The following is a 22,059-nucleotide window of genomic DNA, read 5'->3' on the forward strand; positions in this document are numbered from 1 at the left end:
GCTCGGCATCGCCCGCCTCCACAACCTCACCCTCGCCGGATGACCCGGAAACAACGCTGGTCAACCAGCATGCCGTAGATCATTTACGGGACAGCCCTTGGGGGACAAATCTCGGCACGAGAGCCAGCGGTGCAGCGGATGGCGGTAGCAGTCGTTCTGGTTCCGGGGCGAGAGTGTGCAAAGGATGTATCAGCCGAGGGCCGTCGTCAGGATCAGTTTTACGAAGATGAGGTAGGCCAGTAGCGAGAAGGGAATGGCAGTCAGGAGGGTCAGTACGCGTTCCCTGTGGGTGCGGCCCATGAGCAGCGCCACGAGGACCAGAACGGCGAGGCAGGCCCATGCCTGGGGGGTGTAGTGCAGGACCCAGGCGTAGTGGATGGCCTCCATGCCGAAAACGCCCGCGAGGGCAGCGAGGCCGACAACGCGGTGGCGCGGGCTGTTGCCTCGCCACCAGGAGCCCGCCACCCCGAACAGAGGGCCGGCGATGAACGCCATACCCAGCCAGACGAGGGGAGCGAACAGAGAGCCCATGCCGTCGCGCACGACCTCCGCGTAGCCGTAGTAACCGACGACGAGGCCGGACTCGGCGCACAGACCCGCGACGGCGACCGCAGGCAGGCTGACCTTCCGGGCCAGCAGCGCACCCGCGGCGAAGGCGGCGACGGACCAGACCGCACCGGAGTTGGCGATCTGGTTCCAGGACCCCGGAAGCCAGGCCTGGGCCAGGTTGGTCAGTATGCCGAGAAGGAGTCCTCCGGCGAATGCCGACGCCGTTGCGTGGGCCCAGGCTCTTCCGCTCGTGCCGGGCACCGAGGCGGCGACAGGAGGCGTGTTCATGGTGGTGCTCACTTCTGTTTCGAGGGCTGCGAGGCTCACGCCCCTTGGTGCAGTTATAAGGATGCGCGGGGCTATAAATGCGTTCCCTTGACCTGCCCGGCCTGGCTTTGTTCACGAGTCACGCCGACGTTTCGACACGGCTCCGCGCGTCGCACGCTCGTACGGATAGGCGATGTTCACGACTTCGGGAGGCACCCCGGCCCGACGGCGCGGCAGTCGGCAACGGCACGGCCACGATCGACGCCCTGTGCCCGTAGCCAGCGCTTTTGTCCTCAGGACACCGCAGGCCGCGGACGCTCGTGTCGCGGGCACTGCTTCCTGGGCGCCTGCGCCGCCTCCCGGAGCCGTGAACATCCGGGAAGCACCGCCGGTCGTGGTGCCGCCCAAACTGCTGTCGAAACGCTGCTGCTTGCCATGCACGAAGCCAGTGCGTCAAAACCCGGCCCGGATTTTTTCTCAACTCACTGCCGCTCTCCTCCTCTTTTCCCTCTTTCGGTGAGTGGAATACGCCCGCTGATTCATGGGGCTGAGGGGCTCTGAAACGGGGGCTTTTCTTCTGGCTCGCCAAGTCGCGAGGGAATCTGCCAGCTTTCTCCAGCATCGAGCCCGTGCTCCTGGTCGTGCTCGTCGGTGGCCCTCGCCTTCGCCACCGGCTCCGACGCGTCCGGCCACAACGACGGCTTCCGGGTGGGTTTCCTGGCCACCGCGATCTTCTCCTTGGTCGGCCTCGCCACCGCCCTGCTCCTGTTGCTCCACCGCCCCGCCGAGCGCCGCGCCGTCGTGGGGACGGCATCGGAGGACGAGGAGGTGAAGCCGGTGACAGCCGGCCACTGACCGCCGCCCTTCCCTCGCACCAATGTGTGGACCGGCCTGATTGTCTGTCATCTGCACCCGACCTCTGCCTCGCGCCACCCACCAGGGTGCGCGGGGGCAGGGCAGTTGTCGACCAAGCACGTCACTGTCGCCACGGCTTGGTCCGACCTGGCCGTCCGGATGCCGTCGGACGGGTCCGGAGCAGGTCGGCACTGCGTACAGGCTCAGCACCGGGCCAACCGTCCCGGCCCGCGTGCCCGCAGTCGTACGAGCCCGCCGGCGCCCGCCCCACCGGCGAAGAGGGGCGGAAACGCTCGACGGCGACCACTCATGCGCCGGAGTGCTTGAGACTCTCGATGATGCGGGCGAATCCCTCTGTCCCGTGGCCGGCGTCCACCTGCTGCTGTATGAGGCGCTGGACCATGGCAATCGGTTCGGCGCTCACTCCCTGGTCAGCGATCGCCTCGATGAACAGGCCGAGGTTGGAGAACGTCAGGCTCTGCTGCCCCGGGACTGTGTAGTCACCGCCGTCGATGACCTCGGCGTACCCGGTGAGTTCGCCGGTCATCGCGGTCAGCCACGGGGCGGCCATCGCCGCGAACCGGCTCGCCGGCACGCCCGCCGGCGCCAGCATGGCTGCACCCTGCATGAACCCTGCGAACATCACATACATCGCCGAGAGCAACGCGAAGTCGTAGAGCGAGGCCAGCCCCGGGTCCTCGCCGAAGTAGGTGCTGGTCGCCCACCGGTCGAACAGTGCCGCGTGCTCACGGAACACCTCCTGCGAGCCGCTGTACAGGATCGAGGCCCCCGGCTGCCCGATCATGGAAGGCACCGCCATGATGCCGCCGTCCAGGTAGGCGATCTGCGCCTGGGCCGCCCAGAGGGCCGACCGTCTCGCCTGCTCGGGCTTGGTTGTGGTCAGGTTGACCAGCTTCCGTCCCGCCAGGTCGCCCACGAGCGGGTCGAGTACCTCGTGCACCGAGTCGTGGTCGAAGAGGCAGACGACTACCAGCGGACTCGCCCGGACCGCCTCGGCGGCAGAGGCGACCTCGGTCGCTCCCTGTGCAACGAGTGCCTCTGCCTTGCCCGTCGAGCGGTTCCAGACCGTGGTCCGCACTCCGGCCTTCATCAAAACCTCGGCAAGCGCGCTGCCCATCGCGCCGAGTCCGAGGATGCTCACGTCGGTTTCGTGGATCTCGTGCATGTCACTGCTCTCTCATGCCGTGCGGAAGGTTCCGTTGATGCCTCAATCCTCGTCAGGGCCAGTAGAGTTGAACAGTACGGACTAATTAGTGCGGTACTCACCGGATGGTAAGTACCATCCGGGCGGCATGGAGGAACTCTTGGCGACAGCAGCACGACGGGGCCCCTACTTCTGCGGAGTCGACGCGGCCATGGACGTCGTCACCGGGTAGTGGAAGTCCCTGATCATCTGGGAACTGCACGAGCACGGCACGCGCCGTTTCGCGGAACTGCGGCGCGGGCTCCCGGGGGTCAGCGAGAAGATGCTCGTCCAACACCTGCGGGAGATGGAGGAGGACTGCCTCGTGCACCGGGAGGTGTACCCCGTGGTGCCGCCGAGGGTCGAGTACGAACTCACCCGGACCGAGTGGGAACAGCGATAGACGGCAACGACCCAGTCCACAACTCTTGACAATATTCTGCGGTTACCTTCGGGCGCGCTCGTACGTGGCCGGGGGGTTGCGTTACCCCCGCCAGGAGGCAGCGCTGAGGCGGACAGGCACGGAGTCTTGCGCGGTGCGGTCTTTGGCCGGGCCCAGGAGCAGGGTCAGAGCGAGAACGGTTTTCCCTGTACCCGCGTCACCACCGACCTGCTCGTCCGGCCGGAACTCGGGTGTGCCGGTGATAACCATCCGCCCCGGCCGCAGAGCCTTGTAGTACCCCGTCAAGTTCTTGGGTTCGGCTTCTTGAAGCTCGTGGCTTCACGCAGCTTCTGGTCGCTGAGAAGATCACCGCCATGACCATCTCGTTCCGCATCGACCGAATCTTCGGCGACCGTCCTTTTGTCGAGGTTGGTGATCCCGTCCTCGCCGTCGAGGACGAGGAGCGCGGACTGCTGGCGGTGGCTGGCAGGCACGTGGCGGTGGCGGGCGTGCATGAGTTCGCCAGCACCGCTCCAGTTGGGGTCTACGGTGCCGATGATCTGGCCTGCCGAGCTCTTCTCCATGCGCGCTATCCCGTGCACGCGATGGCTTTCCGCCCCAGGCTCCCCCTCCTTGCAGTCGGTTCGGGCGACTACGACGGCGGCTACTTCTTTGAAGGGGAACTGCTCCTGCTGGACCTGGAGACGGGCAGCGCCACGTCGTTCATCGAGCACGGGCTCGGCCGCCAGGTCCTGGGCCTGGAATGGCTCAGTGAACAGGAACTACGCGTGCTGATGGCACCGCCTGACGACTGGCAGGACAAAGACGCGTGGAGCGAAGGGCATGTCGCAGTGGTGCATCGGTCCGACTGGCGGGCTGTACCGCCCCGGTCGATCACCGGATATGACCTGGCCGGACCGCGGGTGGCGGCCCCGCGAACCGACCGTCGAGAGGATGCCCGCCAGAAGTCTCCGGTCTGAGTAAGAACTGGGACCCACGACGCAACGTCCGCGCGGTTGAGCAACTGTCCGATGGAAGGATCGTGGCGACGCTCGACGGGGTCCAGTTGGAGTCCTGGCTGCCCTCGGGGCGACGGCAGTGGGTTGTCCGGGACGACGATGGTGGCGGCCGTGACCTCGTCATCGCCACAGATGAGCGATCGGCCTGGGTTGGTCTGGTACGGCCTCCATGGGAGGAGCGTGCCCACGCCGTGGGCCGGCTCGCGCTCCAGGGCGGGGCGCAGCTCGCCCACCTCACTCCCCCAGCTCGGTGTCCCTGGTGCGATGTGCTGACGACCTGCCCGTCTTCGCGCCCGCTGGGCAGAACGGCGAGCGGAGCAGGTTGCGTATCCGGCGTGGCAGCCGGATCTACTTTCTGGAAACCGTTTCCGCGAAGGCCGGGCAGCGGCCTGGACCAGGTGAAGCCTGGCTGGCGGCAGCAGACCTGGGGTCCGTACCGGTTGCCGAACGTCCTCGTGAGCCGAGAGGAGCGGAGGTCAATCAGTTGTCTCCCTACTCCTGGAAGCCGGAAGAGACACACTTCGCCGGCCCCGGCGTGGAGACCACCGAGGGTGACCTGATTCATGCCGGCACCGCCTATCACGGCCACGAGTTGCAGCCCGGCGGCTCGTTCGTCGTACGGCGCGCAGTAGCCGTTGAAGAGCCCCCTTGGGTCTTTCGGGCAGACCGGAAGGCCACTGACCTCGACCACGACATGGAGACCCTCTATGTCACGTACGACGATGGCGAAATCGTCGGACTCGGTCTCCGTGACGGCAACGTTCGCTGGCGTCGGCATCTGACTGTTGCCGGAGTACCCGTCGTGGCTACCGCGCTGACCGTTGCCGAACCCGGCCGACTGCTCATTGGCACCACCGACGGGCGGCTCCTGAACTGCTCGACCGTCTAGCAGTCTCCCCAACCGTCCGGCCATCGTGGGGGATCTCAAGTTTGGCCACTGCCGTGGCGCGTGCCACGTCGTAAATCTCGTGCGCAATCCGTACAGCGGCGCTGCAGCTGTCGGCGCAGCCGGTGAAGAGGTGCACGCCACTCAGCGGGGTTGATCAGTGCGGTGTATCGGGATGTCGGCCTCGAGATAAGGCAGGGGCATGACGCCCATCTCCTCTCGCTGTCCAAGGTTGAGGGGCCACTGCGGCCGTCCCGGTCCCCGCGGGTGCGGGTCCGGGGCGGCACAAAGTGCGGGTGTGGTCTGTCTGCGGCGCGGCTCACACGCGGATCGTGTCCGCGTGCTGGCCCTCCGGGCCGGTCCGGCTCTTCGAGGTCGTCGTCCTGATTGTGGCTGTTGTGCGGGCCGTGGAGGGTGCAGTGCACGTCCGGGTCGTTCGTCAGCTCACCGGTCAGGGCGTGCAGGAGATCGGTCACGTTGCAGACCGGGGTCCACCTCGGGCCCTCGCATTCCTTGTCGGCCGGGGCAGCCCACCAGGACCTCGAAGCCGACGACGGCCGCCCCGGCGACCTCGTTGCGCTGGGCAAGGACGATGCGGTCCGCTCCAAGTCGGATCTCCGCGACACGGTCGCCGTCGGCGAGCTGAGGGATCTCGCCGATGTGCCAGCGGCGACAGGCCGCCCCCTGACGGTCGGGACCGAGGTGACGGACGGCTGCATGCGGGTGAGGATCGAGTCGTCCGCCGGCCCGGGCCGTAGGCGAGGCCTCCATGGAGGCTCTGGACGCCACGCTCACCAGCACCCCCACCGTCTTCGACGTCGCTTTCCCCACGCCTGGCGCGGGCTCCTCCGGGGGCCGGGACGATCCGGCAGTCCGGGTACGCGGGGGCTTACCTGGGCTTGCAGGAGGAAGGAAGGGGGCTCAGGCGGCGAGGGCGGTGTGGAGGGCGTCGAGGCCGTCGCGGTAGATGCCCGCGAACAGGTCCTCGGCCTCGGCGTCGGTGGCGCCGTCGGGGTTGAATCGGCCGGACCACTGGACCTCGGCGGCATCGTCCTGGCCGGGGACGGCGTGGACGCGGATCGTGGAGACGTAGCCGTTGACGGGGAACGGGGCTTCCAGGATGGCGTAGCTGTAGTGGCGCTCGGCCTCGTTGAAGGCGACGAGGCGCTCGATGATGATCCCGCCCTCGGGGTTGCGCAGGCGGCGGACGCGGCCGCCTGCGAGGGCGGTGCTCTCGGGGATGTAGGGGAGCCAGTCGGGGAGGGAGTCGAAGCCGCCGATGAGGTTCCAGACCTGCTGAGGGGAGGCGGGGACGATGCGGCTGACGGAGGTGGAGGCCATGATCGGATTTCCTGACGGGTTGGGGGTGGTTCAGGCGCCGTACGGGAGCGGGGCGGCCGGGCTGACGAGGCCTGTGGCGCGCAGCTCTTGCCAGAACGCGGCGGGTGCGGTCTCGTTGAGCGCCGCCTGGTCCTCGGCGATGCGGCTGGGCTTGGTGGCGCCGGCGACGACTGCGGCGGTGGCCGGGTGGGCGAGGGAGAACTGCAGGGCGGCGGCCTTGATGCTCACGCCGTGCTTCGCGGCCAGGTTCTTGAGCCGGGTGACGCGCTCGATGATGTGCGCAGGGGCTTCCTGGTACTCGAAGTGGGTGCCGCCGGCGAGGATGCCGGAGCTGTAGGGGCCGCCGACGACCATGTCGGCGCCCTGTTCCTGGGCCATGGGCAGCAGGCGCTGGAGGGCGTGCTCGTGATCGAGGAGGGTGTAGCGGCCGGCGAGGAGGAAGCCGTCGGGCCGCGGCTCGTCGAGGGACAGGGTGAGCTCGATGGGCTCGGTCTTGTTGACGCCGAGGCCCCACGCCTTGATGACGCCCTCGTCGCGCAGCCGGGACAGGACGCGGAAGGCGCCGGTGCGGGCTTCCTCGAACTTCTGCAGCCACGCGTCGCCGTGGAAGTCCTGGGCGATGTCATGGACCCAGACGATGTCCAGGCGGTCGGTGCGCAGGCGCTTGAGGCTGTCCTCGATGGAGCGTTCGGTGGCCTCGGCGGTCCAGACGTGCAGCATCTTGTTGGGGTTGCCGTGCTCGAACAGGCCGCCCTTCTCGCCGAGTTCGCGGGCGTCCTCCTCCAGCTCGTCGAGGATGACGCGGCCGACCTTGGTGGAGAGCACGTACTCGTCTCGGGGCTTGGCGGAGAGGACTTCGCCGAGGCGCTCCTCGGCGAGACCGGCGCCGTAGAAGGGGGCGGTGTCGTAGTAGCGGACGCCCTGCTGCCAGGCGGCCTCGACGGTGGCGCGGGCCTCGTCGTCGGGGATCGCGCGGAACATGTTGCCGAGCGGGGCGGTGCCGTAGCCGAGCTTGCCGGGGAGGAGTTTCTTGAGGGACATGGTGGTGCCTTTTCGAGACGGGGAGTGGGGGTGCAAGGACCACTCGATAGATGTGAACGCACCTTGCACGCTTTAACAATAATTGCAGACGCTGGCTAATGCAAGGGTTCTATGCGCCGGACGCGGGGAATCGTGGCAGGACGTACTTTGCGAGCTCCTGCAGCAGCTCCTCCACCGGCCGGTCGTTGGGCCGCAGGTTGAAGGAGACGTGCGAGACCCCGAACAGCGCCATGGTCTCCAGGTGCTCGATCAGGGCGTTGCGGCCGGTGCTGAGGCCGAGCCGGATCGGACGGGCCGGGGCGTGCGGGTCTTCCTGAAGGGTGAGCACCATCGGGGTCACGTACGGCTTCTCCCCGGCGAGTTCGTGCCACTGGCGGGTCCGCAGGCGCAGCGCGCCCAGGTCACGGGGGTAGTTGAGCGAGGCGTCGGCGTGCTCGGCGATCCACTCGGGGGTCTGCTGGGCGCCGCCGGCGACGGCGATCGGGATGCCTGCCGCCTGCGCCGGTTTCGGCAGGACCTCCAGCTGGAAGTCCGGGCCGAGTCCGGCCCCGGGCAGTTCAAGCGGGCCGGGGCGCCAGGCGGCGCGCAGGGTGTGCAGTCCCTCGCGGAAGGCGGCGCCGCGGGCCTCGAAGTCCTGTCCGAAGAGCGGGTACTCGACGGGACGATCGCCGCTGGCGAGGCCGAGCAGCATCCGGCCGCCGGAGAGCGCATCGACGGTGGCGGCGGCCTTGGCGACGAGCAGCGGTTCGCGCAGCGGCAGGACGACGGCCGCGGTGCCGAGGACGGCGTGCTCGGTGACGGCGGCGAGGTGGCCGAGGTGGGTGAAGGTCTCGAAGACCGTCCCGGCGTCCCCGAAGCGGACGGGGTCGAAGAGCGGGACGTCGCGCACCCAGAGGCCGGCGAAGCCGAGCCGGTCGGCGAGCTGTGCGAGGCGCGCGTGGTCGGCGAGGTCCGGAACGCCGTGGGGGCGGCCGGCCGTACGGTCGGCCGCCTGCCGGGAGGGGCCCCAGTCGTTGTCGAGGGGGAGTTCCAGGCCGAGGGTGAGCCGGCCCTCGCCGGGGGCGAGGCGGGCGAGGGCGGTGTGACGGGGTGCCATGGGTGAATCGGTCCTCAGAGCGGGGGGAACGGGCGAAGCCCGCTGCGGGCCGGGAAGAGCCGGCCCGCAGCGGGCTTCCGGAGGTGCGGGGTCGGTCAGTTGAACTGGTCCGGGTGCGGGCCGGTGCGCAGGCCGCGGTCGGTGGCGGCGATGGCGGCCATGTCCTCGTCGGTCAGCTGGAAGTCGAAGACGTCCAGGTTCTGGCGGATGCGCGCCGGGGTGACGGACTTCGGGATGACGATGTTGCCGAGCTGGAGGTGCCAGCGCAGGACCACCTGGGCGGCGGACTTGCCGGTGCGGGCGGCGATCGCGGTGATCGCCGGGTCGTCCAGGACGGCGCCCTGGGCGAGCGGGCTCCACGCCTCGGTGGCGATGCCGTGCTCGGCGTGGAAGGCGCGCAGCTCGGCCTGCTGGAGGCCGGGGTGCAGCTCGATCTGGTTGACGGCAGGCACCAGCTGGCTGTTGTCCAACAGGCGCTGGAGGTGGGCGGGCTGGAAGTTGGAGACGCCTGCGGCGCGGATGCGGCCCTCGGAGGCGAGGCGCTCGACGGCGCGCCAGGTGTCCGGGTAGAGGTCGCGGGCCGGGGTGGGCCAGTGGATCAGGTAGAGGTCGATCTGCTCCAGACCGAGCTTGGCGAGGCTGGCGTCGAAGGCGCGCAGCGTGGCGTCGTAGCCTTGGTCGGCGTTCCACAGTTTGGTGGTGACGAACAGCTCCTCGCGCGGCAGGCCGGAGGCGGCCAGGGCGCGGCCGACGCCGGTCTCGTTGCCGTAGATCGCGGCGGTGTCGATGCTGCGGTAGCCGGCCTGGAGGGCGGAGGTGACGGCGGCGGTGGTCTCGTCGTCGGGGACCTGGAAGACGCCGAAGCCGAGCTGGGGGATCTCGACGCCGTTGTTGAGCTTGACGGTGGGGACGGTGGGGTTGTTCATGGTGCGCACTTTCAGAGAGGGCGGTCAGTGAGGGTGTAGCGGAGGGTCTGGGCGCTGATGAGTCCGTCGCGGAAGACGAAGGTGTCGGTGCCGTCGGGGACCTGGTGAGTGGCGGTGGCGGCGGTCCACTGGAGGAACAGCACCCCGCCCGCGAACTGCGGGGCCAGCTGCCAGTCGGCCCCCGGGACATCGGCCAGGAGACGGCCGATGACCCGCCGGACCCCGTCGTGGCCGCGGAACACACCCTCGGGGGTGATGAGGACGGTGTCCTCGGTGTAGTTCCCGGCGATGTGGTCGAGGTCCCCGGTGCCCAGGCGCTGCCCGTGGTCGGCGAAGACCTCCTGCGGAGTGCGGGTCACCGGGCGAGTTCCGTCAGCGCGGCGGTGGCGAAGGAGTGGTCCTGCTCGGGGGCGCCGCCGCCGAGGCCGATGGCGCCGACGAGCTTGCCGTCGCGGTGGATCGGGACGCCGCCGGCGATGAAGAGGAGCGGCCGGTCGAGCGCGGTGGGCAGGGTATGGAACGGTCCGTCCGGCTTGACGAGGTCGACCAGGTCGGCGGTGGGGGCGCCCAGCTGGAGGGCGGTGTATGCCTTGCGGGTGCTGGTCTCCCCGGAGATCAGCACGGCGCTCTCGTCACGGAGGAAGGCGAGCAGGTGGCCGCCCGCGTCCAGGACGGTGACGCTGACCGCGACCCCGGCCGCCCGGGCGGCGCGGCGGGCGGCGGCGACGAGGGTCTCGGCGTCGGCGGTGGTCAGCGGGGTGAGGGTGGTGTTCATGGTGGCGCTTCTCCTGGAAGGAACGGGGAGGGGGCGGTCAGTGGTGGACGGGGACGGGAGCGGCGGTGACGGCGCCCTCCCGTACGGGGGTGCGGCGCTCCAGGGCGGCGGACCAGATGGCCAGCAGGAGGGCGGCCCCGGCGAGCAGCGCGCCGACCCAGTTCGGGGCGGTGTAGCCGAGGCCGGCGGCGATGACCATCCCGCCGAGCCACGCGGCGAGGGCGTTGCCGAGGTTGAAGGCGCCGATGTTGACGGCGGAGGCCAGGGTGGGCGCGCCGTGCGCCTGGTCGAGGACCCGCTTCTGCAGCGGCGGGACAGTGGCGAAGCCGAGCGCCCCGACGAGCAGGATGGAGACCGCGGCGAGGATCTTGTTGTGCGCGGTGAGAGTGAACAGGGCCAGCACGACGGCGAGTCCGCCGAGGGAGGCGTAGAGCATCGGCATCAGCTTGCGGTCGGCGAACTTGCCGCCGAGCAGGTTGCCGAGGAACATGCCGACGCCGAACAGGACCAGCAGCCAGGTGACGGCGCCGTCGGAGTACCCGGCGACGTGGGTCATCATCGGGGCGATGTAGGTGATCGCCGCGAAGACACCGCCGAAGCCGAGGACGGTCATCGCCATGGCGAGCAGGACCTGGGGGTTGCGGAACGCCGTGAGCTCGCGGCGCAGGTGGGCGCCCTCGGGGCGGGGCAGGGCGGGGACGAGCTTGGCGATGCCGAGCAGTCCGACCACGCCGAGCGCGGCGACGACGGCGAAGGTGACGCGCCAGCCGACGGCCTGGCCGATGAAGGTGCCCAGCGGAACGCCGGCGATGTTGGCGATGGTGAGGCCGGTGAACATCGTGGCGATGGCGCCGGCCTTCTTGTCGGGGGCAACGAGGTCGGCGGCGACCACCGAGCCGATGCCGAAGAAAGCGCCATGGGCGAGGGAGGCCACGATGCGGCCGGCGAGCATCACGCCCATGGTCGGCGCCACGGCGGAGAGCAGGTTCCCCACCACGAACAGGCCCATGAGGATCATGAGCATCGTCTTGCGGCTGATCCGGGTGCCGAGCACCGTCATCAGCGGGGCGCCGATGACGACGCCGATCGCGTAACCGGTGACCAGGAGTCCGGCGAAGGGGATGGACACCCCGTAGTCGCCGGCGACCTCGGGCAGCAGGCCCATGACCACGAACTCGGTCGTACCGATCCCGAAGGCCCCGATGGCCAGGGCTAGGAGCGCGAGAGGCATGGTGTGCCACCCTCCATACGATTGCTGTTGCGCCTTACGTGCTCCAACAATAGTTGCATGCGCGGGCTAAGCGCAAATGCGGGCATTCACTCATCGCCAATGGTGGGCGATGGCAGCAAACATGCGAACGCGGGTGGGACCCGGAACCATGTCGGTCCGGGGCCCACGGAGAGCAATACTTGCGCGAGCGGGATGCACGCGCTGGCTAATATTGTGCGCAAGGGCTTATCCTGGAGAACATGCACCTGGAAGGAGCGCCGCGCCCATGACCGCCACGGACCCCGCACTGACCGCCCTCGCCAACGGCTGGGCCGCCCTCTACCTCTTGGCCGGCCGGATCGAGGCACACATCGAGCGCACCCTCCAGGCCGAGCACGACCTGAGCGTGCGCGAGTACTCGCTGCTCGACGTGCTCAGCCGCCAGCACGACGGCGAGGGCGGGCACCTGCAGATGAAGCAGGTCGCCGACGCGGTCGTGCTCAGCCAGAGCGCCACCACCCGCCTCGTCACCCGGCTGGAGGACCGCGGCCTGCTCTCGCGCTACCTCTGCGCGACCGACCGCCGCGGCATCTACACCGACGTGACCGGCCCCGGCCTGGATCTCCTGGAAGCGGCCAGGCCGACCAACGAGGCCGCCCTCCGGGAGGCGCTGGACGAGGCCGCCAAGAACCCCGAGCTGGCCCCGCTGGTCGCCACCGTCGAGGAGATGAACATGTCGCGACGGCTCCCGGAGCCCGCTACCGCACGCTGAGCACGACGAAGCCCCGGGACCTCGACAGGCGGTCCCGGGGCTTCGCGCTGACTACTGCTGCTCGTCCTCGATCAGGCCATACTCCCGGAGCAGCTCGCCGACCTCGGCGGCTAAGAGTCTGCCGGGAATCAACACGTCGGTTTGATCTTGGTTTTTCGGGGTCGCGGAACCTCGCGATGGTGTTGAAGAGCTGGCCCAGGAGGTCCATGGTTGCGAGTTTTCGCAGGTGGAGCACGGTGGCCAGGACTCGGTCGGCTGAGGTGAGCTTGGCTTTGGCACCTGCGCCAGGGGCCACCAGGCGCTCGTGGCCTCGACGTGTGCGGAGCACTTGCTCGCGTTGAACCTCCAACGCTGGAATCAACGCGTCGATGAGTTCGCTGAGCTGCCGACGGGTCGTCCCGGTCGGTTCCGGGTCCTGGAGCGAACGCCGCGTGAGGCGAGTCGGCCGGTCGGCCAGGGCCTCGTCCGGTGTGCTGCCGGTGGTCGCCGCGTCCGTCGGGTGCTGGGGGTGGAGGGTGTAGTGCCAGTCGCCGTGGAAGCGATGACGGGCGATGGGCAGGGCAGCGATCTCGTCGTCACTGATACGGATGCCGGTGGGGCACTCACCGCTGTCGAGTTCGGCATGCACGGCGAGGTCGGTACGGCTGGTGGTTGCGGCGCTGGTCTGGAGCATGACTTCGTGGCTGGTCAGGGGCTTGCCTCGCCAGTTCATGATGATGTGGGAGAACAGCCGGTGCTCGATCTTGTTCCACTTCGAGGTACTGGGCGGCAGGTGACACACCGTGATCTCAAGGCCGGTCTCGGCAACGAGGACGGCCAGCTGGGTCTTCCAGCCGCGGGTGCGGCAGCCGTTGGAGCCCCCGCCGTCGGCGGTGATCAGCAGCCGACGGGCACGGGGGTAGTCGTGTCGGCCTCGGGCCTGCCACCAGCGCCGGATCGAGGCGACGGCGAACGCCGCGGTGTCGTGATCGGTGCCGATGCCGACCCAGCCGGTGTTCGCCGCCACGTCATAGATTCCGTACGCAATCGCCTTCTCGGCCCGGCCGGGGAAGTCGTGCGTCTTGACCCTCACGGGCTGCCCGGCGGGCCGCCACTCGTGCCCCCGCGTTCTTGTAGTCGCCGATCAGCTCCTTCTTCTTGCTGTCCACGCCGATCCCCGGGTCACCGGCGTCCCTGTGGTCTCGTGCCTGCTCGTTGAGGTAACGGAACCGGGCGTCCCTGTCCGGGTGCTGAGCACGAAGAGGAAACCGATCAGGCCGAGGAAGCTGACCACGGCCACCAGCGCGGTGGCGGTGAACGCGGGGCTGCGGAACAGCGCCAGGTCCGGCATCGGGCTGGCACTGCGGAGTTCCACCGCGACGAAGGCTCCGGCGGCGACCGCGCCGAGCGTCAGCGCGGTGATCACAGCGGGCTCGCCGAAGCCGTCCGCGCCGCTCTCGATGACGCCGTAGACCAGTGCGGTGACGGCGACGGCGGCGGTGATCTGGCCGGGCCAGTCGAGCCGGCGGCCGTACGGGGCGCGCGAGTCGGGCAGCCGGAACGCGGCGACGGCCAGCAGGACCACGGAGAGAGGTATCGGCAGCAGGAAGATCCAGCTCCAGGCGATGTGCTCCAGCAGGGCGCCGGCGATCAGTGGGCCGACGGAGAGCGGGGCAGGCTCATCGCCCAGAAGCCGATGAACCTGCCCCGCTCACGATGGTCGGGCACGGCATGGCTGATCAGCGCGAGTGTGGTGGGCAGCGGAGCGGCAGCGCCGATGCCGGAGACGGCCTGCCCGACCCACAGTGCCTGCACCGAGCCGGACAGCAGCGAGATCGCGGCGCCCAGCGCACAGAAGATCATGCCGGTCTGGAAGACCTTCTTGCGGCCGTGGACATCGCCCCAGACGCCGGTGGTCAGGATCAGCGCGGCCATCGGCAGCACGAACGCGTCCGACACCCAGGACAGTTCGGAGGTCGACGGGCCCAGGGCGCGTTGGATCGCCGGCAGGCTCACCGACACGGTGGTGACGGGCAGGTAGGCGACGAAGACGCCCAGGCAGGCCATGACGAGCGTGGCAGCCCGTCCGGCCCTGGGGACCGGCGTCGTTGCGCGGAGTTCACGGAGTCGTTCCTTCGGCTGCTGCGAGGGGAGGAGGCCCCGCATTCTCGGAGCGCCGCCGGGAGCGTGCGCCCGCTCCCGGGGGCGACGGCCGACGGCAGCCGCCCGTGGAGCCGCCGATCAGCTTCTCCCCGAAGCGCCCGAAACCCGCAGCCGATCCCACCGAGCGTCACAGAACCTCCGCCTGTGCGTCTGACGGTGGGATCATTCCTCCATGGCTGATGGCCTGGACCGCAAAATCATCCACGGTTTGCAGTGCGCGCCCCGTGTCTCGTTCCGGCGGCTCGGGGAGGTCATCGGCGTGTCCGAGCAGACTGTGGCGCGCCGCTACGCCGCCCTGCGGCGGGACGGCCTGCTGCGCGTCGTCGGACTGGGCAACCAGAACGCCGACGGCCAGGAGGAGTGGATCGCCCGGCTGCGCTGCCGACCTGATGCGGTGGGACCGCTGGCTCAGTCACTGGCCCGCCGGTCCGAGGTGGCGTACGTCGGCATCGCCTCCGGCGGCTCGGAGATCATCTGCATCATCCGCTCCCCCGCCGGCACCGACCGTGACGACCTGCTGCTGCGGCAACTGCCGCGGGCGGGCGCGGTCCTGGACGTGAACGTCGACCTGGTCGTACGCATCTACGGCGATCCCGGCACCGCGCCCTGGACCGACCCCGACGCCTCGCTCACCCCCGCACAGGTACGACGGCTGACCTCCGGCCCCGGCGGCAGCCCCGTCGCCACCCCCGAGCGAGCAGGATCTGCCGCTGTTGCGCGCGCTCGCCGAGGACGGCCGGGCCACCCACACCCACCTGGCCGAGGTCACCGGCTGGTCCAAGCCCCGGGTTGCCCGTCGCCTGGAGGCACTGGAGGCAGCCGGCTCGCTCACGTACGACGTCGACACCCTGCCAGCGCCTCGGCTACCGGCTCAACGCCACCCTGTGGCTGCAGGTCGACCTACCGCGGCTGCACCAGGTCGGCGAGGAGGTCGGCGGCCACAACGAGTGCGCGTTCGTCGCCGCGATCAGCGGACGCCACAACCTGATGGCCGTGGTCGCCTGCCGGGACACCCCCGACTTCTGCCGTTACCTCACCGGCCGCCTGGCCCATGTCGAGGGCATCCGCGGCTACGAGATCAGCGTCCGGGTGAACCGGCTCAAGCAGTCCGCCTCGCTCATCCACCCTGGGCGGCTGATCCACCCGGCGCTCGTATGACACCAGCACCGGGGTGCCGGACTGCTGAGCGACCGGCCGTCGGGCCGTCAAGCTGTCGGCGGGGGCCTGCGCACCCTGCCTTACAGACGTCTTCTCACTTCGTAAGGGGAGACTCGGAGGAAGTCGAGGTCTGCGGGGTCCAGGACCACGAGTTGGAAAGCGGTGCCGAGGATCCGGTTGTCGTCTGCCTGTCATCCCAGCAGCATCTGGGAGCTGCCTGCCGCACGCGCAGCCGCACCTCCAACCCGCCGCCTGTCGTCAGACAGCCGTATCTCAACCGAACGTGATCCGTTGTTTTCTACTGGTCAGGCATGGTGTGGCTCGGAATGAGGGAGACATCCGGCATCTTGTTTCCGCTCCGTGAGCGAGGGGTGCGCGATGGCGTCGGTGCTGGGAATGCTGGAGGAGCGGGAGACAGCGGCCCGTGTGCGGGTGGAAGGGCTACGAGAGGAAGTCGCCCGGTTGGCTGAGGTGTTGGAGGCCGCCGAGATCGAGCTGGACCGGCGGGTGATCGCGCGGGAAGAGCTGGTCTAGGGCCAATACCGGTGATTTAGGTGTTTTTCTGGTGCTTGCTGGTTGGTTTGGTGGGTGGGACGAGTGTGATTGCCCTGGTGGGTGGTCGGGGCGGGTTGCGGTGGTGGGTATGTTTGAGGTGCCAGTTGGCCATCTTGCGTTTGGTGACGCGGGGGTTGGAGCGTTGCCTGCGGGGTGGCAGGAGCCGTTCCAGCAGCTCACGGATGGTGTGGGTCAGGGCTTGGCTGAGTCGTGAGGGGGGAAAGTGCCGCCTGGTCGGTGACGTGGCGGCGGGCGATGCGAAGGGTGCGGGTGAAGGACAGTCGGTCGGGGTCGAGGCCGGCCTGGTGAGCGGTGTGGTGCATGACGTCCCGAAGTGCGTGGTGGACGAGGAGGAAGCCGTAGATTTCCTGCTCGACGCCATCGGGGTATTGCGATCTCAGGACCAGCTGGCGGCCACCTTGGTGGGTCTTGATCTCGTTCAGGGTGTTCTCGATCTCCCAGCGCTGATGGTAGAGGCCCGCCAGGTCGGCAGCAGAGGCCTCCTGCGGGTTGCAGACGGTCGTGATCAGCCGGTAGACCGTGCCGTCGTCCTCACGGCCGAGGGTGTACTCGATGACGCGGACCCGGACCGGATCTTGGCGCTTGCGGTCGCCTGCCGCGACGATCTCGGACAGGTAGGAGCCGTCCTCGAAGGCTTCGAGGAACGGGAGCACGATGTTCTTGCGGACGCGCCACAACAGGTCCGCACCCGTGCCCGAAGCGGCCTTCCACAGCTCGAAGCCGGTGATGCCGCGGTCGGCCATCAGCAGCATTCCCGGCTCGAGCCGGCCCAGCAGGCCGGGAATCAAATGCTGTTCATGAACCGACAGCGGGCCGGTTGCCGCGGCGAACACCGCGTGGGTCCCGCACTCCACCAGCGCAGCGACCCTCACCTGCGGGTAGGCACTGCGCTGCTGTCCCCGGCCCGAACCGGGACGGCCGAAGTACGTGCTGTTCGCCCCGGTACGCGCCCGCGCCGCGCTGCTCGCCGCCCTCGCTCGCACCGGCGCCCCGGTCGACGGCGGTCTCGAGTTCGTCGGCCGTCTCGCCCTGGCCGACCCGGTGGCGTACGGCCAAGGTCCGGCACGCGGGCCCGCCCGTCTTCCGGCGGGCCGGTTCGCCCGTACCCGGCTCCCGCGCCGCGTCCCGGCGATACCGTGGTGGCACACGCCAGACAGAAGCCCAGGAGCCCCGGATGAGCCAGCAGCCGGCCCCCGTGCCCGCCCGCCAGCCCCTCGATGAGCACGCCGCCGAATCGGCCCGCGCGTACGCGGCCGCGGAGCGGGCCAAGACGGACGTCCTCGCCTCGGTCCTGGAGGACATCGCCGCCAACGGCTACCCGGCCGCGGAGTCCGGCGTGCCGTGGGAGACCGCCCGCGACGCCCACCTTGCCCGCCTCGCCGACGAGCAGCCGCGTGTCGCCTGAGCACGGCGCGCGCCGCTCGCGCGTCATCATGGTCGAGCCCGCGCTCACCCAGCTGACCAAGCTCACCGCGAACGAGACGCACCGCCTGGACCGCGCGATCGTCGCCATCAGCGTCAACCCGAAGCTGGGCACCCCGGTGCCCGGCACCCTGCTGCGCGACTACGCGGACGACGTCGACGGAGTCCGCGTGATCTTCTACGTGACGGCCCTCCAGACGATCACGATCGTGGCGTACGTCGAGGTCTGATCGGCATGTGGCGGTGCCCCGGACCTGGTCGGGTCCGGGGCACCGCCGTGTCTGCTGCACGGGGTGCTGCTGCGGGTGATCCGGGGTACCGGAGAGCGATGACATTCGAAGGCCAGCCCGGACGCCACCGACGCGCTCACCGCCTGCACACCGCCGCCCGGGGAGCCACAAGCCCGAGGACGACGGCGGTCCGGCCGCCCCGGTCTGTTCGTGCCCGCTCGCCCGCGGCGGTTCCGTACGGTGCGCCGACTGCGCTGCCGCTCCGGAAATGATTACTGACAGCTATCCCCCAGCTCTCAGATCTCCTGGGAGGTAGCTGGGAGATAGAAGTCAGAAATGAGTGTATTGCCCTGTATGTCTGGGAGATGTGACCGGCGAATCCCCAGGTAGACGTATTCCTGGGAGGTGACCTGGGAGCCTGGGAGGTGAGAGGCCCCGGCGCCTGGCGTGTCCTCCGACAGGTGATCTTGACCGTTTGCCAGGTGAGTTTGACCGCTGCTGGGTTCCTGTCACCCGATCTCGGCCAGCGGCCGGCGCTCGGTGAGGGGCGGTGGGATCAGTGGTTGCGGAACGGTGCCCAGGGGTCGGGGAGGGGAGCGCTCGGGCCCTCACCCCTCGGTGGACAGTCCGACGTAGGCGCGTAGGGCGGGGCGGGTACTGGGGAGGCCGCACTGGGTGAACCGCTCGTGGAGGTCGGAGCCGAACGGCACGGGCTGGAAGTCCGCGGCGGTCAGCAGCTCGGCCAGGACCCTCAACAACTCCCGGCACCCAGGGGAGAGCTCGGCGAACACCGGTACGGTGTCCGCGGGGTCGAACAGGGCTTCCAGCAGGTTCTCGGCGCGGACCGCCAGCGGGCGGGGCACGACTCCGGTCTCCTCGATATGAGGCAGGGCGCGGACGATCTCCAGGAGGACTCCGTCCGGGTCCTCGGCGGCGCCCATCAAGTGCAGCAGGCTGCGGACGGCGTAGCTGTGCAGGTCGCCCGCGTGGTGGGCGGTGACGGTCTCGGGGGCCGGCCCGGCGCCGAAGGTCGCCAGCTCGGCGGCGATGCGCTCCGCCGGCGGCAGGCCGGGCGCGGTGGCCGGGTGTGCGACCAGCAAGCGGGTCAGGGCGGTGGCGGCGGCCCAGCGCGGCAAGGGGTGCTCGTGGTCGAGGTGGTGCCGGAGTCGGCCGTCCGGGTCGTGGTCGGCGATCAGCCCGACCGAGACGAGGACCGTGGCGACGCAGACTGGGTCCCGCTCGCCGTCGAGGCAGGCCAGCAATGGGAGCAGGGTGGCATCGGCCTCCTCGGGGAACCAGCCGAGGAGGTACGCGGTCTTGGTGCGGATCTCCGGGTCCTGGTCGTCGAGCAGTTTCGAGCACAGGAGGGGAAGCTGGGCGCGGACCGCGTCATAGGAGCGCAGTGCGCCCTCGCGGGCGTCGACGGGGTGCCCTGCCGCACAGTACGCCCGTCCCTCGCACAGGTTCTTCAGTCGCTCCTCGTCGGTCTCGGCGGCGATCTGCTCGTCGTACCAGCGCAGATTTTCTTCGGGGCTGATGGCTGTGGCGCGCCACGCGGCGGTGTCGATGCCGAGAGGAAGGTCGTACTCGTCGTGCCAATCAATGGCCAGACGGGTCAGCAGCAGCAGCGCGTCGGCCCGGGCGCCGACCGGGCCCGCGACGGCGATTCGGGTGAGGAACGGCACGGCGTACGGAGAGGCCGAGTACCGGGAGCCCTGGTGGAAGATGTTGCCGAACAGGCTGCGGAAGGCGCTCTCCCGGGCCTCCTCGTCCAGCCCGCACACCGTCCGGAGCTGGCCGGGCACGTCCTCGGCGCTGCCGTAGGCGTGCCCCAGGGCTGCCCAGTCGATGTCGTCCAGCCCTGCCAGGAGATCGTCGGATCGTTTCATGATCCGTATGCTCGCAGGGACCGCTGACACCGATCCCGCAGGCGAGCTGTCTCCTTGAGCCCAGCGGTCAAACTCACCTGTCAATCGGTCAAGATCGCCTGTCAAAGGACATGCCGTGCTCACCGACCGTCACAATCGGAGCCCGCGCTCACCCGGCTGACGAAGCTCGTCGCGTCCGAGACGCACTGCCTGGACCGCGCGATCGTCGCCATCAGCGCCAGCCCGTGCTGGGCACCGAGATGCCGACTGTGTGCTGCTCGCCCAGGTCGGCGAGGACGGCCCGCTGCAGAGCATGCTGGTGATCCTGACCTGACGCCTCCCACCAGGCCACGACCGCCGATGGTTGTCACCGGCCGGGTGCAGCACCCCGCGCTGCACGGACGAGACGTCCCGCTATTCCTGGTGGGGAAGGGCGCAAGGCGCCTGCTGCAAGTCCGTCGAGGGTGCAGCGCAGCATTCGCACGATCCAGCCGGCGCATGCCTGTTGCACGGGTAGCGAGGCTGGGCCTCATCATGCAGCAGGCGGTCGGCTGCCTCCGAGACGGCTGCCGCAGCCGGCGAGCCAGTGGGCCGACTGCTGCCGCGTGAGCAGGCCTGCAGCACGTGTCTTCGAAGAGCACGTCCTTGAAGGCGGTCACAGCAGGAAGGGCGAGTCGGGGCGGGATGAGGGTGGCGGCGGTGGCCGGGGCCGCCGGAGAGCGATGACATTCCGGCGTGGTTGCCCAGGCGGCATACGGGTGAGGTCAGGTGGTTCGGGCGAGGTAGCTGGCGGCGGCGTCGACAAAGGCGTCCTCGGCGTCCTTGGCGGCCTCTCGCACGACGGAGAGCTCCTCCTTGGTGGCGTAGGGCTGTTGCATCCCGTACGTCAGGCTGATCGTCGTGTCGACCGCAGTGCGCACGGCTTGGTCCGCAATGAGCACACGCAGCGCAACCAGCGGGCGGGTAACTACAGCCCGGGTCTGGTGGCTTGCTTCGCGGAGGGCCGCGACCTCTTCCGCTGGCGCGTCCGACAGCACAGCGTCGGCGCGCTTCCACATCGCCTGGCGATGGTCACTGATGGCAGAGGCGAGGGCGGTGATGGCCTCCAGCCGGTCGCGGCGGATTGCTTCGCCCTGGTTGATGCGGACGGACCGTTCGGCGGCGCGCTCCTGGAACCGGCCGCTGACGATGGCGCCGAGCAGCGTGCCGACGATGGCGGGGGCGGCAGTTACAAGGGTGAGTGACACGGCGGGTCCTTCCCGTAGCTGTATGGATTCCCGTAGCTGTATGGGAATCCATACAGCTACGGGAAGGAAGGGGCTCCATGTTTTTTTGCAGCCTGCTCTGACCTGCGCGTTTCCCGCCTGCGGGAACCATGCGTCCGGATCTGCCACTTGCCGCCCGCACACGAAAACGGCATTGCGCCCCTACTGGAGGAGCGCAATGCCGAACGATGTGGCATCGACGCCGAGCACGCGCTCGGCGCTGCACCCATGGAGGGTGCAGCGCCGATATCCGTACGAGGGGCTCAGCCCGGACACCGACGACGTCGTCCAGGCCGAACTCGCCGCCGCCGCCCGGGAAGCCGAGCTGCGCGAAGCAGCCCGGATCGCGACCCGCGCCGATGAGCTCCAGGCGCTGCGCGAGCTGGGCACGCTGGAGCACACCGAGCCCCGCGACGGTGACGAAGCCGTACGCGACGAACTGACCCGGCGTGCGGGCGGCTATGTCCAGCCCGACATTGCCGCCTGGCTCGCCCGCTCCCTGGCCGCGCATCTCGGGCACTACGCGGAGCCGGTCGCCCGCGAGGCTGCCGCCGGCCTTCTGCCGCCGCCGGTCCTCGCGCACGCCGCGCTGCTCGCCGAACTCGCTCGCCTGGTCCCCGGTGTCGGCGTCAACCAGCTGGCGTTCGCGGCCCGGCTCGCCACCACCGAGCCCGAAGCCGCTGGTGCCCTCGCCGCGTTCCTCGCCCGCGCCCACTCAGCACGGCCCGCGCCGGCTTCACGCTCCGCTGTCCCCCAGAGCCCCAGCGTCTGAGGGACAGACCTGTGAGGGCCTGGGAGGCTGGAGCCGGGAATGCCTGAAATATCGGCTCCTCGCGCGCACCCTCGTCTCTCTGCTTCCGAGGCGATCCGCAAGGTCATCACCCTCGCGGAGGAGCGGTCCTCCCTCGCGAGACGGAGGGAACTCCCCTTCACGCACGACGAGGCCAAGCGGTCAAGGAATCTACGTTGTGTCACAACTGACTAAGGGCTGTCCCGTAATCCCCGGCGGGCGCGCGACGACAGCTACAGCACCTCGCTGCGTTGTCGGAACGTCCGAATACATCCAGTATGCGGA

General features: G+C 69.5%; 23 protein-coding genes and 5 pseudogenes. 12 read left to right on the forward strand and 16 right to left on the reverse strand.

Going from position 1 to position 22,059, the window contains the following annotated elements; translation table 11 throughout:
• Positions 1 to 189: 189 nt before the first annotated feature.
• Positions 190 to 837, reverse strand: a complete 648-nt coding sequence (locus tag ACWCXX_RS36750) for a DUF6518 family protein (protein WP_451135003.1) — start codon at positions 835 to 837, stop codon at positions 190 to 192.
• A gap of 630 nt (positions 838 to 1,467) precedes the next feature.
• Between ACWCXX_RS36750 and ACWCXX_RS36755 the strand changes: the two genes are divergently transcribed.
• Positions 1,468 to 1,671: a hypothetical protein gene (locus ACWCXX_RS36755; RefSeq protein WP_451135005.1), complete on the forward strand. Its 204-nt coding sequence runs from the start codon at positions 1,468 to 1,470 to the stop codon at positions 1,669 to 1,671.
• A 307-nt stretch (positions 1,672 to 1,978) separates the two neighbouring features.
• Here the strand turns inward: ACWCXX_RS36755 and ACWCXX_RS36760 are convergent, their stop codons facing one another.
• Positions 1,979 to 2,857, reverse strand: a complete 879-nt coding sequence (locus ACWCXX_RS36760; protein ID WP_451135007.1) for an NAD(P)-dependent oxidoreductase — start codon at positions 2,855 to 2,857, stop codon at positions 1,979 to 1,981.
• Positions 2,858 to 2,984: 127 nt separating this feature from the next.
• On the opposite strand from ACWCXX_RS36760, the pseudogene ACWCXX_RS36765 reads away from it, so the two are divergent.
• From ACWCXX_RS36765 to ACWCXX_RS36775, 3 genes and pseudogenes are all read left to right on the forward strand, one after another.
• A pseudogene (locus ACWCXX_RS36765) lies at positions 2,985 to 3,254 on the forward strand (winged helix-turn-helix transcriptional regulator); the annotation flags it as partial.
• Positions 3,255 to 3,631: 377 nt separating this feature from the next.
• A complete protein-coding gene (locus tag ACWCXX_RS36770) occupies positions 3,632 to 4,237 on the forward strand; it encodes a hypothetical protein (protein WP_451135009.1) in 606 nt (201 codons plus the stop codon).
• A 289-nt stretch (positions 4,238 to 4,526) separates the two neighbouring features.
• Positions 4,527 to 5,165 carry a hypothetical protein gene (locus tag ACWCXX_RS36775; RefSeq protein WP_451135011.1) on the forward strand — a complete coding sequence of 213 codons (639 nt, stop codon included), beginning with the start codon at positions 4,527 to 4,529 and terminating at the stop codon, positions 5,163 to 5,165.
• A gap of 441 nt (positions 5,166 to 5,606) precedes the next feature.
• On the opposite strand, the gene ACWCXX_RS36780 is transcribed toward ACWCXX_RS36775, so the two are convergent.
• The 8 genes from ACWCXX_RS36780 to ACWCXX_RS36815 form a co-directional block, all read right to left on the reverse strand.
• Positions 5,607 to 5,993: a hypothetical protein gene (locus tag ACWCXX_RS36780; protein WP_451135013.1), complete on the reverse strand. Its 387-nt coding sequence runs from the start codon at positions 5,991 to 5,993 to the stop codon at positions 5,607 to 5,609.
• 90 nt (positions 5,994 to 6,083) lie between these two features.
• A complete protein-coding gene (locus tag ACWCXX_RS36785; RefSeq protein ID WP_451135015.1) occupies positions 6,084 to 6,503 on the reverse strand; it encodes an SRPBCC family protein in 420 nt (139 codons plus the stop codon).
• A 30-nt stretch (positions 6,504 to 6,533) separates the two neighbouring features.
• Positions 6,534 to 7,544 (reverse strand): aldo/keto reductase, encoded by a 1,011-nt coding sequence (locus ACWCXX_RS36790; RefSeq protein ID WP_451135017.1) that lies wholly within the window; start codon positions 7,542 to 7,544, stop codon positions 6,534 to 6,536.
• A 109-nt stretch (positions 7,545 to 7,653) separates the two neighbouring features.
• Positions 7,654 to 8,640, reverse strand: a complete 987-nt coding sequence (locus ACWCXX_RS36795) for a TIGR03571 family LLM class oxidoreductase (RefSeq protein WP_451135019.1) — start codon at positions 8,638 to 8,640, stop codon at positions 7,654 to 7,656.
• 95 nt (positions 8,641 to 8,735) lie between these two features.
• Entirely contained in the window at positions 8,736 to 9,566 is an 831-nt protein-coding gene (locus tag ACWCXX_RS36800; protein ID WP_451135020.1) for an aldo/keto reductase, read from the reverse strand.
• An 11-nt stretch (positions 9,567 to 9,577) separates the two neighbouring features.
• Positions 9,578 to 9,925: a nuclear transport factor 2 family protein gene (locus ACWCXX_RS36805; RefSeq protein WP_451135022.1), complete on the reverse strand. Its 348-nt coding sequence runs from the start codon at positions 9,923 to 9,925 to the stop codon at positions 9,578 to 9,580.
• The gene (locus ACWCXX_RS36810; RefSeq protein ID WP_451135024.1) at positions 9,922 to 10,341 is read right to left on the reverse strand and encodes a GlcG/HbpS family heme-binding protein; all 420 of its coding nucleotides are present in this window, start codon (positions 10,339 to 10,341) and stop codon (positions 9,922 to 9,924) included. The genes ACWCXX_RS36805 and ACWCXX_RS36810 overlap by 4 nt, the downstream gene beginning before the upstream one ends.
• A gap of 37 nt (positions 10,342 to 10,378) precedes the next feature.
• On the reverse strand, positions 10,379 to 11,572 hold the full coding sequence (locus ACWCXX_RS36815) for an MFS transporter (protein WP_451135026.1): 1,194 nt from the start codon (positions 11,570 to 11,572) through the stop codon (positions 10,379 to 10,381).
• 265 nt (positions 11,573 to 11,837) lie between these two features.
• Here ACWCXX_RS36815 and ACWCXX_RS36820 point away from each other — a divergent pair, with 265 nt between their 5' ends.
• The gene (locus tag ACWCXX_RS36820; protein WP_451135028.1) at positions 11,838 to 12,323 is read left to right on the forward strand and encodes a MarR family winged helix-turn-helix transcriptional regulator; all 486 of its coding nucleotides are present in this window, start codon (positions 11,838 to 11,840) and stop codon (positions 12,321 to 12,323) included.
• On the opposite strand, the pseudogene ACWCXX_RS36825 reads toward ACWCXX_RS36820, so the two are convergent.
• Positions 12,310 to 13,618: pseudogene (locus ACWCXX_RS36825) on the reverse strand (ISAzo13 family transposase); the annotation flags it as partial. The gene ACWCXX_RS36820 and the pseudogene ACWCXX_RS36825 overlap by 14 nt on opposite strands.
• Positions 13,540 to 14,369: pseudogene (locus ACWCXX_RS36830) on the reverse strand (MFS transporter); the annotation flags it as partial. The pseudogenes ACWCXX_RS36830 and ACWCXX_RS36825, both read right to left, overlap by 79 nt.
• 268 nt (positions 14,370 to 14,637) lie before the next feature.
• Between ACWCXX_RS36830 and ACWCXX_RS36835 the strand changes: the two are divergent.
• Positions 14,638 to 14,724, forward strand: a pseudogene (locus tag ACWCXX_RS36835) (AsnC family protein); the annotation flags it as partial.
• A gap of 149 nt (positions 14,725 to 14,873) precedes the next feature.
• Here the strand turns inward: ACWCXX_RS36835 and ACWCXX_RS36840 are convergent.
• A complete protein-coding gene (locus ACWCXX_RS36840) occupies positions 14,874 to 15,047 on the reverse strand; it encodes a hypothetical protein (protein ID WP_451135046.1) in 174 nt (57 codons plus the stop codon).
• A gap of 131 nt (positions 15,048 to 15,178) precedes the next feature.
• Here ACWCXX_RS36840 and ACWCXX_RS36845 point away from each other — a divergent pair.
• The 3 genes and pseudogenes from ACWCXX_RS36845 to ACWCXX_RS36855 form a co-directional block, all read left to right on the forward strand.
• Positions 15,179 to 15,244 (forward strand): annotated as a pseudogene (locus tag ACWCXX_RS36845) (hypothetical protein); the annotation flags it as partial.
• A 10-nt stretch (positions 15,245 to 15,254) separates the two neighbouring features.
• Positions 15,255 to 15,623 carry an Lrp/AsnC family transcriptional regulator gene (locus ACWCXX_RS36850; protein WP_451135030.1) on the forward strand — a complete coding sequence of 123 codons (369 nt, stop codon included), beginning with the start codon at positions 15,255 to 15,257 and terminating at the stop codon, positions 15,621 to 15,623.
• 360 nt (positions 15,624 to 15,983) lie between these two features.
• Positions 15,984 to 16,157 carry a hypothetical protein gene (locus ACWCXX_RS36855; RefSeq protein ID WP_451135032.1) on the forward strand — a complete coding sequence of 58 codons (174 nt, stop codon included), beginning with the start codon at positions 15,984 to 15,986 and terminating at the stop codon, positions 16,155 to 16,157.
• A gap of 197 nt (positions 16,158 to 16,354) precedes the next feature.
• Here the strand turns inward: ACWCXX_RS36855 and ACWCXX_RS36860 are convergent, their stop codons facing one another.
• On the reverse strand, positions 16,355 to 17,182 hold the full coding sequence (locus ACWCXX_RS36860) for an IS4 family transposase (RefSeq protein WP_451135034.1): 828 nt from the start codon (positions 17,180 to 17,182) through the stop codon (positions 16,355 to 16,357).
• A gap of 191 nt (positions 17,183 to 17,373) precedes the next feature.
• Between ACWCXX_RS36860 and ACWCXX_RS36865 the strand changes: the two genes are divergently transcribed.
• Together ACWCXX_RS36865 and ACWCXX_RS36870 are read left to right on the forward strand one after the other, a co-directional pair.
• Complete coding sequence (locus ACWCXX_RS36865) at positions 17,374 to 17,604, forward strand: hypothetical protein (RefSeq protein WP_451135036.1); 231 nt, start codon at positions 17,374 to 17,376, stop codon at positions 17,602 to 17,604.
• The gene (locus ACWCXX_RS36870) at positions 17,594 to 17,851 is read left to right on the forward strand and encodes a hypothetical protein (protein WP_451135038.1); all 258 of its coding nucleotides are present in this window, start codon (positions 17,594 to 17,596) and stop codon (positions 17,849 to 17,851) included. The genes ACWCXX_RS36865 and ACWCXX_RS36870 overlap by 11 nt, the downstream gene beginning before the upstream one ends.
• A 608-nt stretch (positions 17,852 to 18,459) precedes the next feature.
• Here ACWCXX_RS36870 and ACWCXX_RS36875 read toward each other — a convergent pair.
• Complete coding sequence (locus tag ACWCXX_RS36875; RefSeq protein ID WP_451135040.1) at positions 18,460 to 19,740, reverse strand: hypothetical protein; 1,281 nt, start codon at positions 19,738 to 19,740, stop codon at positions 18,460 to 18,462.
• A gap of 743 nt (positions 19,741 to 20,483) precedes the next feature.
• Positions 20,484 to 20,966, reverse strand: coding sequence for a hypothetical protein (locus tag ACWCXX_RS36880; RefSeq protein WP_451135042.1), 483 nt, complete (start codon positions 20,964 to 20,966; stop codon positions 20,484 to 20,486).
• Between the two features lie 253 nt (positions 20,967 to 21,219).
• On the opposite strand from ACWCXX_RS36880, the gene ACWCXX_RS36885 reads away from it, so the two are divergent.
• Entirely contained in the window at positions 21,220 to 21,756 is a 537-nt protein-coding gene (locus tag ACWCXX_RS36885; protein ID WP_451135044.1) for a hypothetical protein, read from the forward strand.
• Positions 21,757 to 22,059: the final 303 nt, after the last annotated feature.

Source organism: Streptomyces sp. NPDC001732 (assembly GCF_053596315.1).

Excerpts from the sequence above, each read along its gene's own strand:
- ACWCXX_RS36750 (WP_451135003.1), bottom strand. The coding sequence starts at position 837 with ATGAACACGCCTCCTGTCGCCGCCTCGGTGCCCGGCACGAGCGGAAGA.
- ACWCXX_RS36760 (WP_451135007.1), bottom strand. The coding sequence starts at position 2,857 with ATGCACGAGATCCACGAAACCGACGTGAGCATCCTCGGACTCGGCGCG.
- ACWCXX_RS36770 (WP_451135009.1), top strand. The coding sequence starts at position 3,632 with ATGACCATCTCGTTCCGCATCGACCGAATCTTCGGCGACCGTCCTTTT.
- ACWCXX_RS36785 (WP_451135015.1), bottom strand. The coding sequence starts at position 6,503 with ATGGCCTCCACCTCCGTCAGCCGCATCGTCCCCGCCTCCCCTCAGCAG.
- ACWCXX_RS36790 (WP_451135017.1), bottom strand. The coding sequence starts at position 7,544 with ATGTCCCTCAAGAAACTCCTCCCCGGCAAGCTCGGCTACGGCACCGCC.
- ACWCXX_RS36795 (WP_451135019.1), bottom strand. The coding sequence starts at position 8,640 with ATGGCACCCCGTCACACCGCCCTCGCCCGCCTCGCCCCCGGCGAGGGC.
- ACWCXX_RS36800 (WP_451135020.1), bottom strand. The coding sequence starts at position 9,566 with ATGAACAACCCCACCGTCCCCACCGTCAAGCTCAACAACGGCGTCGAG.
- ACWCXX_RS36810 (WP_451135024.1), bottom strand. The coding sequence starts at position 10,341 with ATGAACACCACCCTCACCCCGCTGACCACCGCCGACGCCGAGACCCTC.
- ACWCXX_RS36815 (WP_451135026.1), bottom strand. The coding sequence starts at position 11,572 with ATGCCTCTCGCGCTCCTAGCCCTGGCCATCGGGGCCTTCGGGATCGGT.
- ACWCXX_RS36820 (WP_451135028.1), top strand. The coding sequence starts at position 11,838 with ATGACCGCCACGGACCCCGCACTGACCGCCCTCGCCAACGGCTGGGCC.
- ACWCXX_RS36840 (WP_451135046.1), bottom strand. The coding sequence starts at position 15,047 with ATGCGTACGACCAGGTCGACGTTCACGTCCAGGACCGCGCCCGCCCGC.
- ACWCXX_RS36865 (WP_451135036.1), top strand. The coding sequence starts at position 17,374 with ATGAGCCAGCAGCCGGCCCCCGTGCCCGCCCGCCAGCCCCTCGATGAG.
- ACWCXX_RS36875 (WP_451135040.1), bottom strand. The coding sequence starts at position 19,740 with ATGAAACGATCCGACGATCTCCTGGCAGGGCTGGACGACATCGACTGG.